Origin of the sequence: Roseibium alexandrii DFL-11 (assembly GCF_000158095.2) — a bacterium.
Classification (GTDB): Bacteria; Pseudomonadota; Alphaproteobacteria; order Rhizobiales; family Stappiaceae; genus Roseibium; species Roseibium alexandrii.
In genome coordinates, this window is the sequence record NZ_CM011002.1 from 1,080,927 (window position 1) to 1,093,992 (window position 13,066).

Genomic DNA, 13,066 nt, shown 5'->3' on the forward strand with positions numbered 1-13,066 from the left:
GTTAAATATATAATTAGGTTTCCCATTAATTGGGGATCAGGACGCTTTTTTCGCCCGTGGGTCCCGAAGCAGGAACGCTGGAATATGCACACCTTCGCTGAAGGCTGGCGCGTTATTGTCCTGCTTTTGCGGCTTGTTCGCTGGTTTCTGAGAAATCTTTTGAACTCGGTTAGTTGGGCGTGTTTCTTCAACTGGAGATTCAGGGGCAGGTTCTTCGGTTTTCCGGCGTGACTGGCCCCGTTTTTTCGGCGCTGGTTTGCTCTGAGCTGCGTCGTTATCGTTGCTGGAATCTGCCTTGGAAGTTTTTGAGGAACGGCGCTTGGCTTTGCGTTCCGCTGCGGCAGCTTCAAAGTCAATCGATTCGCCGACCCATTCAATTGACTGGTTTGTCAGCTCTTCGATCGCGCGCAAATACTTCTGATCGCTTTCCGTTACAAGCGTATATGCTGTGCCGCTGCGGCCAGCGCGTCCCGTCCTACCGATACGGTGAACGTAGTCTTCCGCATTAATCGGAACATCGTAGTGAAAGACATGACTGACTTCCGGGATGTCCAGGCCGCGGGCAGCTACATCACTTGCAACGAGCAACTTGATCGCGCCTTTCCGGAAGTTTTCCAGCATCATCATGCGAGTGCGCTGGTCCATGTCGCCATGCAGGGCGCCAACATTATACTCGTGGCGCTCGAGCGACCGGAACAGCGTTGAAATATCGCGCTTGCGGTTACAGAATACAATCGCGTTCTGAAGGTCTTCAGCACCTTCCAGAAGTTCGCGCAAGGCGACACGTTTATCGTAATCTTTGCCGCCAGCAGCCTTCAGCTGCTGCGTAACATTTTCTGCCGTCGAGGAGGTAGGAGCCACTTCGATCCTTGCAGGGTTTTGCAAGAACGTTTCGGTCAACCGCTGAATTTCCGGTGGCATCGTTGCAGAGAAGAACAGGGTCTGCCGCGTGAACGGGATCAGTTTGCAGATCCGCTCGATGTCCGGAATGAAGCCCATGTCGAGCATACGGTCAGCTTCATCGATCACTAGGATTTCGACGCCTTGGAGGAGCAGCTTGCCGCGCTCGAAATGATCCAGCAGGCGGCCAGGCGTTGCGATCAGCACGTCGGTACCGCGATCGAGTTTCTTGTCCTGCTCGGCAAAGGAGACGCCGCCAATCAAGAGGGCTACGTTCAGCTTGTGGTTCGTGCCGTATCTCTCGAAGTTTTCCTGGACCTGAGCGGCCAGTTCGCGCGTCGGCTCCAGGATCAGCGTGCGCGGCATACGGGCCCGGGCACGTCCTTTTTCAAGCAGGGTCAGCATTGGCAAAGTGAAGCTGGCAGTCTTCCCGGTCCCGGTCTGTGCAATGCCGAGGACATCGCGCCGTTCCAGAACTTGAGGTATGGCACCCGCCTGGATAGCTGTTGGATCTTTGTAACCTGCCGCATCAACTGCAGCGAGGACCTTCTCGCTAAGACCGAGAGTATTAAATGACATGGAGCACTTTGCCCGAATGATGTGATTTGATGGCAGCGGTTCGTTTTGAACCGCCCTTCGCCGATTTGGCCACACCCTACATTTGTTCGCTGGTGAGTCAATGCATTGGCGAGGTTAAATATCAGAAATGTTCAGTAATTCTCTGGTGGTTTTGCCAACTCAGTTAATGGTTGGACATAAATCATGCGCGATTAAATGTGTTTTATGAGTGATCATACGCATAAAACTTCAGCATCACATGATTTCATCGGCATTTGAGACAAATGAACGCCAGTTGCCGGCAAACCGGTAACCTGTTGAATTGATTGGGATCCATGCGGAAATGCGCTATATATCAAGGTCGTCGGCGAATTCCGCATTGTCCTGGATGAACCGGAAACGAGCTTCAGGTTTGTTGCCCATGAGCCGTTCGACCGTATCGTTGGTGTCCGCAATTGCGAGCTCATCAACGCGGACCTTAAGAAGCGACCGTTTGGACGGATCCATGGTCGTTTCCTTCAGCTGCGCCGGCAGCATTTCGCCAAGACCCTTGAAGCGGCCGATTTCAACCTTCGATTTGCCTTTGAAGACGGTCGCCAAGAGTTCGTCCTTGTGCATGTCGTCGCGTGCGTAAAGCGTCTTTCCGCCTTGGCTTAGGCGATAAAGCGGCGGCACCGCAAGATAGAGATGACCGCCGCGTATCAGTTCCGGCATCTCGCGATAGAAGAACGTGATCAACAGAGAGGCGATGTGCGCGCCGTCCACGTCCGCATCAGTCATGATGACGATTCTTTCGTAGCGCAGATCTTTTTCGGCGTAGCTGGAGCGAGTCCCGCAGCCGAGCGCTTGAATGAGGTCCGCGAGCTGCTGATTGGCGACCAGCTTGTCGCGGCCTGCATTGGCGACGTTCAGGATCTTGCCGCGCAGCGGTAAAATGGCCTGGTTGGAGCGGTTTCGCGCCTGTTTTGCAGAGCCGCCCGCCGAGTCCCCCTCAACGATGAAGAGTTCCGTTCCTTCCGACTGACTGGTCGAGCAATCCGCGAGCTTTCCGGGGAGACGAAGTTTGCGCACGGCCGTCTTGCGGGCAACGTCTTTTTCCTGGCGGCGCCGAAGGCGTTCCTCGGCACGGTCGATTACCCATTCCAGAAGTTTGTTGGCTTGATTGGGCGAGGCGGTCAGCCAGTGATCAAAGGCATCGCGAACGGCCGTCTCGGCAACACGTGTCGCTTCGTTGGTCGCCAGTTTGTCTTTGGTCTGGCCGACAAACTCGGGTTCCCGGATGAAGACCGATAGCATCCCGCCAGCAGATGTCATGACATCATCGCCGGTAATGATCGAAGCTTTCTTGTTGTTGACCAGCTCGCCGTAGGCTTTCAGACCGCGCAGCAGGGCATAACGGAAGCCCGCTTCGTGGGTTCCGCCTTCCGGGGTAGGAACCGTGTTGCAGTAGGAGTTAATGAAACCATCCCCTGCGAACCAGCTGACGGCCCATTCGACCGCCCCGTGTTTGCCGGTCTTGTCGGTCCGGCCGGAAAAAACCTCATCGACAACCGGCCGTTCCTTGCCGAGGCGCTCTTTCAGAAAGTCCCGCAAGCCGCCGGGGAAGTGGAATACAGCCTCCGCCGGGGTTTCGTCCTTTTCTGAAAGCAACTCCGGAGCGCAGTGCCAACGGATTTCCACGCCGCCAAAAAGATAGGCTTTCGAGCGCGCCATCTTGAGCAAGCGTGCCGGCTGGAATTTCGCACCCTTGCCGAAAATCATCTCGTCCGGTTTGAAGCGGACCATTGTGCCGCGGCGGTTTTGCGTGTCGCCAATATGCTCCAACGGTCCTTGGGGATGACCGCGACGAAAGATCTGACGATAGAGCTTGCGGCTTCGGGCCACCTCCACAACCAGTTCGTCCGACAGGGCATTAACGACAGACACGCCAACGCCGTGCAATCCGCCGGACGTTTCATAGACTTTGCTGTCAAATTTTCCGCCGGCGTGCAGGGTCGTCATGATGACTTCCAGAGCCGACTTGTCTTTGAACTTCGGATGCGGATCGACCGGGATGCCGCGGCCGTTGTCCGTGATGTTCAAATAGCCATCTGCACCAAGAGAGACATCGATCCAGGTGGCGTGTCCCGCAACAGCCTCATCCATTGAGTTGTCGATGACTTCTGCAAAAAGGTGGTGGAGGGCCTTTTCGTCCGTGCCGCCAATATACATACCCGGACGTCTGCGAACGGGCTCCAAGCCTTCCAGGACTTCAATATCGGCAGCTGAATAGTCGCTGTACTCGGCAGCAGCTTGTGACTTCTTTCGCGCCTCAGAGAGATCCGCAACAGGCGTTGGCGCAGGCTTGGGTGCTGGTGCTGGTTCCGACCCTACTGGATTGGAAACAGCTGCATTGCCTGCAAAAAGATCGTCTTTTCCGCTCATTGCGTATCGCCCGATGGGTACCTGGTTTTTCTATTGCTGTGCTGACCGCGCATGTGAATTCGCTGGTCCTACACCGAATCATGCGTCAGTTTGAAGTACAAACATAGAACAGCCAAGGAAATTGGCCTGAAGCCCCCGTTTTCCCCAGCGTTGACGCTAATTGGCATTGCTGGAGCCGTTTTGAAGATATGGAAACCGATCGTCAACCTGCGTGTGTTTCGATTGGGTTTGAGGAGGGGCGGCAAATTGTGCCTATTCAGCAACACTTGGCGGCAAAGTATTGCGGTGCCTTTATGGAACCGCTTGATGCCCATGTTCGGCCATGATTGCGGTACACGAGTGGATCAACACGCAGCGCTCGGCACGAATACGGATGCCAGGTTGCGCGATGGTTCAATGCGTTACGGCGGTTTTGCTGGGGCAGGGCGAGCAGCCCAACTAAGGCCAGATTGATCGCTCACATTTGGGACATCGCGCAATCGTTTCAAGACGCATGGTGAGGTGTCAAACATTCAAGCATCAGCTTGGTGTAACAGATGAATGGGATATGTGCCCGTGACGATGAATATCGTTCGCGGGAGAATAGTGTGAACGGGATGTACAGCAAGAAGACACATCGTCAGCACTTAAGCGTCGGTGGGGCCATCATCGGCGCGCTCGCCTTGATGATGGCAACAGTGCCGTCCCAGGCGTTTGACGGCCAGCCGGCGGCGCCCGGACCGATCAATCCGTCGACCATGTCGCCCAATGAAGCTCTGCGCACTGGTGCCCGCCAGTATTATTCCGGCGATAAAACAGCAGCGATCTCGTCTTTGAAATACGCGGCAGAAAACGGGCAGACCATGGCTGCCTGGAAGCTTGGTGATATGTACGCCAAGGGCGACGGTGTTCAGGAAGACGACTACAAGGCCTTTCAATACTATAGCCAGATCGTCCGGGATCATGGCAATGACAGCCCGGATTCGCCGGACGCACCGTTTGTTTCCAGCGCCTTCGTAGCACTTGGCTCCTATTACCTGAACGGCATTGACGGCACCGTCATCAAAGATGAAGGACAAGCCCGCAGGATCTTCACCCACGCAGCATCTTATTATGGCGATGCAGCTGCCCAGTTTCATCTTGGTGAAATGTACCGGGAGACCAACAGCCGGATGGCGGTGCGCTGGTATAATCTGGCTGCGCTCAAAGGCCATGTCGGTGCTCAGGCCAAGCTCGGCGAAACGCTTTACTCTCTTGGATCTTCAGACAAGAAAAAAGCTCGTGCTTTGATGTGGTTGACTGTTGCCCGTAAACAAGCCACCGGCCAGGATACAACCTGGATCAACAACCTGCATGAACAGTATTTTGCAGTCGCGCCGGAACCGGTTCGTGCACAAGCACGGTCGTTGGCTGAAACATGGATTGAAAACAACCGTCCGGATATGCTGACGGCTCAGCAGGTTCCAACGCAGTAATTTGCGCAATGCGGCTTTGACCGCGTGAAACCCACCAGACACACAGCGCTGTCGTTATGAAGATAAAAACGCATGTTTTCTGCAGGCGGCGACCAATCACGATCAATCAAAGGATCGGTGTATCCGCCAAATCGTCCGGTGACGCCTGTTGAATGCGCGATACCTCAGGAATCTCCAGAGCTTGCGGGCAGGGAGCGTTGCTCATCTTCCAGGACGTGTTGTTCAGAACCATCGAACATGTCGCCATTTTCGGGCTTGAGCCGCTGGACAAGCAGATGGAGTCGCCGATGCTGTAGTCCTCACCCTGATATCGGCACGTGCAGGGCACGTTCGGTTTGGCCGTGTCTTGGGCTTGAGCTTCAGTTGAAACGTATAAGGATCCGCTCGACAAGAGCGTCGCAGTCAACGCGGCAAAGAGATTTGGGGAGCGCAGCTTGAAGCTGCGCCAGGAGAAATACCCGCTTTTCGCCGGTGCGGGCCAGTGGCCTTGGTCCTTTATCCCATTACTGAAAACATAGCATGCCGGCGAAGGATCGCAAACGGCATAGACCAGCCAATGTCTTCAATGCAGTGGATACAAAGGCGCGGGGGGCATCGGTGTTCAGGCTGCGAGTGTAACCCACACGGGAACATGGTCGGACGGCTTTTCCCAGCCGCGAACATGTTTGTCGATTCCGCAGCCGAGCATTTTGTCGTTCGCTTGCGGTGACATCAAAATGTGATCAATGCGGATACCGTTGTTTTTCTGCCAGGCTCCGGCCTGATAGTCCCAGAAGGTGAATGTTTCTGGAGCTTCGGTGCAGGCGCGGATGGCTTCGGTCATGCCAAGATGCGTAAGCGCGCGGAATTTCTGACGGCTTTCGGGCTGAAACAGGGCATCGTCCGTCCAGTTTTCCGGATTCTTCGCATCGACCGGATCCGGGATGACATTGTAGTCGCCCAGGAGAATGAAGGGCACTTCTTCCGCAAGCCGTTTTTCAGCATGAACCAGCAATCGGTCCATCCAGCCGAGTTTGTAAGGAAATTTTTCGGTCCCAAGCGGGTTGCCGTTGGGCAGATACAGGCAGCCAAAGCGGACAACGCCGTCTCCGTGCGTCACCGTTGCTTCGATATAACGCGCCTGTTCGTCGTCGTCGTTTCCTGGAAGTCGCCGTTCAACGTCTTCCAGTGGTGTTTTTGAGAGGATGGCGACGCCATTGAAGCCTTTTTGCCCATGGGTTTCCACGTTGTAGCCGAGATCTTCAAATGGCTGGCGGGGAAAGTTTTCGTCGACCGACTTGATCTCCTGAAAACACGCAACATCGGGCGAGGCTTCTTTCAGCCATTCCTGCACTGTTTCCAGCCGTGCCTTGACGCCGTTAATGTTCCAGGTGGCAATTTTCATTGCTAGTCTCCGCCGCTCTCTGCGCCGCATCATATGCGAAGGAGATTGTTTGTCGCCCACGTTCTGAAAATATGCCCAGCCATTAGCATTCAACCAGATCGGTCTTTGAGCCAAAAGCTTGGTTCAGGCAGGCCTTTAGATCGTAAAGCTTGTGCCGCAGCCGCAACCGGCAACCGCGTGCGGATTGTTAATCTGGAAGGCCTGACCGATCAGATCGTCGACGAAGTCGATCTCTGATCCGCCCATATATTGCAAAGAGATGGAATCGATCAGCACTGTCGCGCCGAGTTTCTCGATAACCAGATCATCGTCTTCTTGTGCGCCGACCACATCGTATTTGTATTGCAGGCCCGAGCATCCGCCGCCTTCCACGCTGACGCGCAGCATGCTGCCGGAAGCCTCTCCCGACAAAATCTTGGCAATGCGCTTGGCAGCGCGATCACTGACTGTTACTCGATTTTCAAGCGTTTCGGTCATCTTCTACGGACTCGCTGTGTCGGCGCCAATGATAGCGCGACAAAATTGACTTAACCCGATAGTTAAGATCTCGAAGCGCAAGCGTCAATAACTGGGCCAGTACCGGTGCGTTATTCAAGGGGACGGGCAGTGAACGACAATTGGAAGAAAATCCAGGCAGACATCGGGTATGGGGCGCAATCCCTTGCAGTCTATGCTCAAAACCCTTTCAAAAGCCGAGGTCGTCTTTTTCCGGAGCCTGAAAGCCCGACCCGGACCCCTTTTCAGCGGGATCGGGACCGGATCATCCATTCTTCGGCCTTCCGGCGCCTCAAGCACAAGACACAGGTGTTTGTGTATCATGAGGGAGATCACTTCCGCACGCGTTTGACGCACACGATTGAGGTTTCGCAAATCGCCCGCTCGCTCGCCCGTGCACTTAGGCTGGATGAGGATCTCGCAGAGTGTCTTGCACTTGCACACGATCTTGGACACACGCCTTTCGGCCATGAAGGCGAGGATGTCATGCATGAATGCATGGCTCCGTATGGCGGCTTTGATCACAATGCCCAGTCCCTGCGGGTCGTTACGCATCTGGAGCATCGATATGCGGAGTTCGATGGCCTGAATCTCGCCTGGGAGACCCTGGAAGGGCTCGTGAAGCACAATGGCCCACTGGTCGATGATGCCGGCGCACCGCTCGGCAAGTTCAAAGACGGTGAGTTGCCCTTTGCGATCCGGGAGTACCAAAGACAGCAGGATCTCATGCTCGGAACCTGGCCGAGTGGTGAGGCTCAGGCGGCAGCGATTGCAGATGACATCGCCTACGACGCGCATGATCTTGACGATGGACTTCGGGCTGGTCTGTTCGCAATCGACGACATGCGGGAAGTTCCCTTTCTGGCTGATATCCTTGCCGAAGTGGACCACAAGTATCCGGGCCTTGAAGAAACACGGCGGATCCACGAGATCGTCCGCCGCAGTATCACCCGGATGGTGGAAGATGTTATACAGGAAGGCGTCCTCAATATCAGCGAGTTAGATCCGCAAAACGTGGAGGATGTGCGTACTGCCGGAAAATGCCTGGTCGGGTTTTCACCATCCATGATCGCGGCCGAAAAGGAAGTGAAACGTTTCTTGTTTGCGCGTGTTTACCGCCATGAAGATGTTTTGTCTGTCCGCCGCCTTGTTGCCCGTGTCGTCAGAGATCTGTTTGCGCGCCTTCTTGCCGAGCCGAACCTGATGCCGGCCCCTTGGGACAGGGGCTTGGATAGCCTTGACGATACCAGCAAAGCGCGGCGTGTATGCGACTATATTGCTGGCATGACAGATCGTTATGCGATCGAAGAACACCGCAGACTGTTTGACGACACACCGGATTTGGGGTAGGCGCAAGGTCAAAATCGGATCCCCGCCGCGCCAGAGGCTTTCCCGTTGGCGCGTGCGGGGCCGTTGTGTTTGAAGTATCAACCCTGACCGGTGCCTGAATGAACATCTTTGCCGAGTTCACGCGACGCGTGAAAAAATGTCTCGAAGCGCTTGAATTAGAAGGACCGGACGGCAATGCGCCAGATCTGTCCCGCGTTGTCGTCGAGGCACCTCGGGATCCGGCTCATGGCGACTTTGCAACCAACGCTGCAATGGTTCTTGCAAAGCCGCTCGGCATGAAGCCGCGTGATCTGGCAGAGCGTCTGGTTGTCGAACTCTCGAAAGACCCGGAAATCACGGAAACCACGGTCGCAGGTCCCGGGTTTATCAATCTACGGGTCGCCCAAAGTGTCTGGCAGAAGATACTCGGGCGCATTCTTGCGGAAGGCCTTGGTTATGGCGGTACGAAGACCGCTGACCCTTCCAAGGTGAATGTCGAGTATGTCTCCGCGAATCCGACCGGCCCAATGCATGTCGGACATATTCGCGGTGCAGTGGTTGGCGATGCGCTTGCAAATTTGCTGGAATTTGCCGGCAATGAAGTGGTCAAGGAGTACTACATCAACGATGCAGGCTCTCAGATCGACACGCTCGCCCGCAGCGCCTTTCTGCGTTATCGCGAGGCACTCGGCGAAGACATCGGCGAGATTCCGGCAGGCCTATATCCCGGAGATTACCTCGTCCCGGTTGGCGTGGCGCTGAAAGACGAATTCGGCAGTGATCTGCGCGATCAGGACGAAGCCGACTGGCTCCCGAAGGTCAAGGAACGTGCCATCTCAGCCATGCTGGAATTGATCCGCTCGGATCTCGCCGCACTTGGTGTTGAGCACGAGGTCTTTTTCTCCGAACGATCTCTCCATGAGCGTAGTGACAGCAACGGGTCAAAGATTGATCACATGCTCGATGGTCTGCGGGCCAAGGGTCTTGTGTATGAAGGCACGCTCCCGCCGCCCAAGGGCCAGGTCCCGGAAGACTGGGAAGACCGCGAACAGACACTTTTCAGGGCGAGCGACTATGGAGACGATACCGATCGGGCGCTGAAAAAATCTGACGGGTCCTACACGTATTTTGCTGCCGACGTTGCGTATTTCGAGGACAAGTTCAAGCGCGGCTTCAAGGAAGCGATTTACGTTCTTGGCGCGGACCACGGCGGCTACGCCAAACGCTTGCAGGCAGTCGGCAAGGCTGTCTCCGGCGGTGATACGGAAGTCATTGTCCGCTTTTGCCAGCTTGTGAAGCTGATGCGTGACGGCGCGCCGGTGAAAATGTCAAAGCGGTCCGGTGATTTCATTACTTTGCGCGAAGTGGTCGACGAAGTGGGATCGGATCCGGTCCGGTTCATGATGTTGTTCCGGAAGAACGATGCACCGCTCGACTTTGACTTCAAGAAGGTGACGGAGCAGTCCAAGGACAATCCGGTCTTTTATGTTCAATATGGTCATGCGCGTTGCTGTTCTGTTTTGAGGCAGGCCGCAGAAGAGCTGTCCGGGCAAGATTTGGGTGATTCTGTGCTCGCGAGTGCCGACTATTCCCTGCTTGATGACACCGGTGAGCTTGAATTGATCGGCAAAATGGCCGAGTGGCCAAAAGTTGTCGAGGCGGCGGCCGACACTCATGAGCCGCATAGAATCGCGTTTTACCTGCATGAACTTGCAAGTTCACTGCACGGTCACTGGAATAGAGGCAAGGAATTGCCTCATTTACGTTTTATTGATTCTAGTAACACGAAATTAACCGTAGCGCGTGTTGCTTTGGTTCGTGCAGTATCCTTGGTACTTTCGTCAGGCTTGGCGATTCTCGGTGTACAAGCTCCTGAGGAAATGCGCTGATATGCCTTGTGAGCAGTGATCAGGGTATGTTGTTAAAACGTAGCGTAACGAAACCGGTTCTTTAGAGCGCTCATGTCAGACGAATACGACAAAAAGCGGCCAGATGCGGCAGAGACCCCGGCACCGTCCGGGGGAAACCGGCCGTCTGGTGAAGATCCGCTGATTGAATTGGCGCGCATTGTTCATAATAACAAGCAATTGGGGGCGCCGGTGAGCAGCGGCCGGGTTGGAAGCACAGACTATTTCGCAGACTTGGATGATTTCGCGAGTGAACCGAAACCCGCTGCAGATCCCAATCCAACGCGCCAGGAACCCGCATTCGGCGTCGGGCAATCCCGGGAAATTCCTCTGTCCGGCGACACGCGGTCGAACGAACAGCCGCGTTTTGATGCTCCGCAGCCCACTCGTGAAACTGGGTCCTATGCAGCTACGGATGTTGTGCGGCCTTCTGAAGCGTCTGCACCGGGCTATCAATCGCAGGCGGTCGCCGCAGGCAATGTGCCTGACTGGCCTCAGGTGCCGCAGCTGGATACGATTGAAGCCACCGCTGCAAGTGCGATGAACCGCCCGGCACCATCTGTGCCGACACCGCCAGTTTCAGAGTTAGCGCAACCAGCTTTCCAACCGTCGTCTCCGCCTGAACCGCGCGGACCGGCTGTCAATATTGGACGTGATTTTGGAGCAGGTTTGGCAGCTTCTGTTGCCAATGATCTTGAACAGAATTTGACCGCTGAACTTGAGGATGAGCTGAAGGGCGCCCTGCGTCAGACCATCGATCCGCCCGAAGTACAGGAGTTCGGTCAGAGCGCTGCGCCCGCGCGCAATTCGCCGGAGCCGCACACTCCATCGCAAACCCAGTCGCCGGCTACGGACTCGAGCTACTATTCTGGTGGGTACCAAGCGCACACGGCAAGCTACAGCCAAACACCGGCTCCGGCGCGTTCCGAAAACTATCCGGATACAGATACGCCGGATGATACCCTAAGCCGCACGGGCGATCTGGGCCCGGCATTCGGTCCGGAAACCGCTCCACCCATGCAGGCTTTTGACCGTCCAGCACAGGATATTCGGCCTGAGGGCTATTCGCCGTCCGCCCCGGCGCCGCAACGACCGGCAATCAACGAAGATGATCTGTTTGCTGCCCTAACCACGCCACAAGGTGGTGCGGCTGCTGAGAGTAAGCCTCAGGCATCGGAGGACAGTCAGCAATCGATCGCCGGGATCGATACGCTTCTGGCAGATCTCGATTTTCCGGAACGGGACGACCGGGCTCGTCAACAAAGCGCGGCAGATAATTCATCTGAGCGTGCCGCGGCACAAACGTCGGCCGAAACAACGGCCACTGCGGCAAGTTATGCTGCCGAGGCTCCGGTTCCCGGTCGACAGACAGCTGATGACATCGACGACATGGTCTGGCCGGCAGCTGCAGATGCTGTTCGCGACCTTGGCGATGATGACACACCGCCGCCGCCAGAAGGTTATGATCTTGATGCTGTCGCACGTGCGATGCAGGAGAGTGACCCAACCTTGAAGGGCAGCGGGGTTTTGCCGCCGCACTCCCGGGCAGAGCAGGCTGCGGTTCCACATGCAGAAGAACGTTCTCGCCGCGGCATCTTTGTTGCTGCTGGTGTCCTGGGCGTTGCTGCACTTGGCGCTGTCGGGTTCTTCTTCCTGGATACCGACACGATTGCAGTTCCAGATGGTCCGCCACCGGTAATCAGCGGCCTCCAAGAGCCGCTAAAGATTTTCCCGGAAGAGCAGGATCCGTCTGGCGGCAACAATCAGTCCGCTAAACTGATTTACGATCGCGTCGATGGCCGCAACGAAAATGCGCCGACACAACTCGCGCGGCCGGAAACACCAGAGCCTGCCTCCTTGCCGCCGGCACCGGCCGGTGTTCAATCCGGTGCGGAACTCGTTCCGGGGGCAACCAAGCGGGTCCGCACGGTTGTTGTGCGCCCGGACGGAACGATCGTGTCGGGTGATGATGCGGCCTCAGCCGCGACTGGTACCGCACAACCGGCAGCCCCTGCGCCAGCTGAGCCCCGTGTTGTTGCAACACAGCCGATAACAGCAACACCTTCGCCGGAACCGGCTGCCGCAACGCCTCAGCCTGCAACGCCGGCACCGAGCACGCCCGCAATTGTTGCTGCAGCAGAACCTGCTGCGCCGGTTGAAGAGTCTGCAGGTCCTGTTCCGACTGTCCTGCCGCGTAAGAAACCAGCTGCGCCTGTGCAAGTTGCGCAAGCACCTGCAGCTGCCACAAATCCTGCACCGGCAACGCAGAACAATGGTCCACTGAACCTGTCTCAGCCAGCATCGGCACCCGTCACGACCACGGCATCTGCCGCAACAACTGCTGGCGCCGGGTCCATACCGGCCGGAACGTATATCGTTCAGGTGACGTCTCAGCGCTCAGCGTCGGCTGCGAGCGATGCCTATTCGTCGCTGCAACGTCGGTACCCGTCGATTATCGGAAATGTGAATGCTGTGATTGTGGCGGCTGACCTCGGCGATCGGGGGGTCTTCTACCGGGCCCGTATCCCCACTGGATCGCGTGACGAAGCCATCCGGTTGTGTGAGCAGCTGCAAGGCGCTGGCGGCGACTGTTTCGTCCGCAGGCAATAGACCAA

9 protein-coding genes are annotated in these 13,066 nt (G+C 56.2%); 5 read left to right on the forward strand and 4 right to left on the reverse strand.

Going from position 1 to position 13,066, the window contains the following annotated elements:
* Positions 1–36: 36 nt before the first annotated feature.
* Positions 37–1,479: a DEAD/DEAH box helicase gene (locus SADFL11_RS05065; protein WP_134852908.1), complete on the reverse strand. Its 1,443-nt coding sequence runs from the start codon at positions 1,477–1,479 to the stop codon at positions 37–39.
* A 327-nt stretch (positions 1,480–1,806) separates the two neighbouring features.
* Positions 1,807–3,882, reverse strand: a complete 2,076-nt coding sequence (gene parE / locus SADFL11_RS05070) for a DNA topoisomerase IV subunit B (protein WP_008195729.1) — start codon at positions 3,880–3,882, stop codon at positions 1,807–1,809.
* Positions 3,883–4,478: 596 nt separating this feature from the next.
* On the opposite strand from parE, the gene SADFL11_RS05075 reads away from it, so the two are divergent.
* Both SADFL11_RS05075 and SADFL11_RS25205 read left to right on the forward strand, forming a co-directional pair.
* Entirely contained in the window at positions 4,479–5,336 is an 858-nt protein-coding gene (locus SADFL11_RS05075; RefSeq protein WP_228198275.1) for a tetratricopeptide repeat protein, read from the forward strand.
* Positions 5,337–5,488: 152 nt separating this feature from the next.
* Positions 5,489–5,632: a hypothetical protein gene (locus tag SADFL11_RS25205; RefSeq protein WP_008195811.1), complete on the forward strand. Its 144-nt coding sequence runs from the start codon at positions 5,489–5,491 to the stop codon at positions 5,630–5,632.
* 305 nt (positions 5,633–5,937) lie between these two features.
* Here SADFL11_RS25205 and xth read toward each other — a convergent pair whose 3' ends face one another.
* Together xth and SADFL11_RS05085 are read right to left on the reverse strand one after the other, a co-directional pair.
* Positions 5,938–6,720: an exodeoxyribonuclease III gene (gene xth / locus SADFL11_RS05080; protein ID WP_008189871.1), complete on the reverse strand. Its 783-nt coding sequence runs from the start codon at positions 6,718–6,720 to the stop codon at positions 5,938–5,940.
* 135 nt (positions 6,721–6,855) lie between these two features.
* Positions 6,856–7,197, reverse strand: a complete 342-nt coding sequence (locus SADFL11_RS05085; protein ID WP_008194073.1) for a HesB/IscA family protein — start codon at positions 7,195–7,197, stop codon at positions 6,856–6,858.
* Between the two features lie 129 nt (positions 7,198–7,326).
* Between SADFL11_RS05085 and SADFL11_RS05090 the strand changes: the two genes are divergently transcribed.
* From SADFL11_RS05090 to SADFL11_RS05100, 3 genes are all read left to right on the forward strand, one after another.
* A complete protein-coding gene (locus tag SADFL11_RS05090) occupies positions 7,327–8,565 on the forward strand; it encodes a deoxyguanosinetriphosphate triphosphohydrolase (protein ID WP_008196978.1) in 1,239 nt (412 codons plus the stop codon).
* 98 nt (positions 8,566–8,663) lie between these two features.
* Positions 8,664–10,433 (forward strand): arginine--tRNA ligase, encoded by a 1,770-nt coding sequence (argS, locus tag SADFL11_RS05095; RefSeq protein ID WP_040450560.1) that lies wholly within the window; start codon positions 8,664–8,666, stop codon positions 10,431–10,433.
* Between the two features lie 72 nt (positions 10,434–10,505).
* The gene (locus tag SADFL11_RS05100; RefSeq protein WP_008195068.1) at positions 10,506–13,061 is read left to right on the forward strand and encodes an SPOR domain-containing protein; all 2,556 of its coding nucleotides are present in this window, start codon (positions 10,506–10,508) and stop codon (positions 13,059–13,061) included.
* Positions 13,062–13,066 lie beyond the last annotated feature (5 nt).

Bases quoted from the DNA above. Each gene is read 5' to 3' on its own strand.
- SADFL11_RS05065 (WP_134852908.1), bottom strand. From the start codon at position 1,479: ATGTCATTTAATACTCTCGGTCTTAGCGAGAAGGTCCTCGCTGCAGTT.
- parE (WP_008195729.1), bottom strand. From the start codon at position 3,882: ATGAGCGGAAAAGACGATCTTTTTGCAGGCAATGCAGCTGTTTCCAAT.
- SADFL11_RS05075 (WP_228198275.1), top strand. From the start codon at position 4,479: ATGTACAGCAAGAAGACACATCGTCAGCACTTAAGCGTCGGTGGGGCC.
- SADFL11_RS25205 (WP_008195811.1), top strand. From the start codon at position 5,489: ATGCGCGATACCTCAGGAATCTCCAGAGCTTGCGGGCAGGGAGCGTTG.
- xth (WP_008189871.1), bottom strand. From the start codon at position 6,720: ATGAAAATTGCCACCTGGAACATTAACGGCGTCAAGGCACGGCTGGAA.
- SADFL11_RS05085 (WP_008194073.1), bottom strand. From the start codon at position 7,197: ATGACCGAAACGCTTGAAAATCGAGTAACAGTCAGTGATCGCGCTGCC.
- argS (WP_040450560.1), top strand. From the start codon at position 8,664: ATGAACATCTTTGCCGAGTTCACGCGACGCGTGAAAAAATGTCTCGAA.
- SADFL11_RS05100 (WP_008195068.1), top strand. From the start codon at position 10,506: ATGTCAGACGAATACGACAAAAAGCGGCCAGATGCGGCAGAGACCCCG.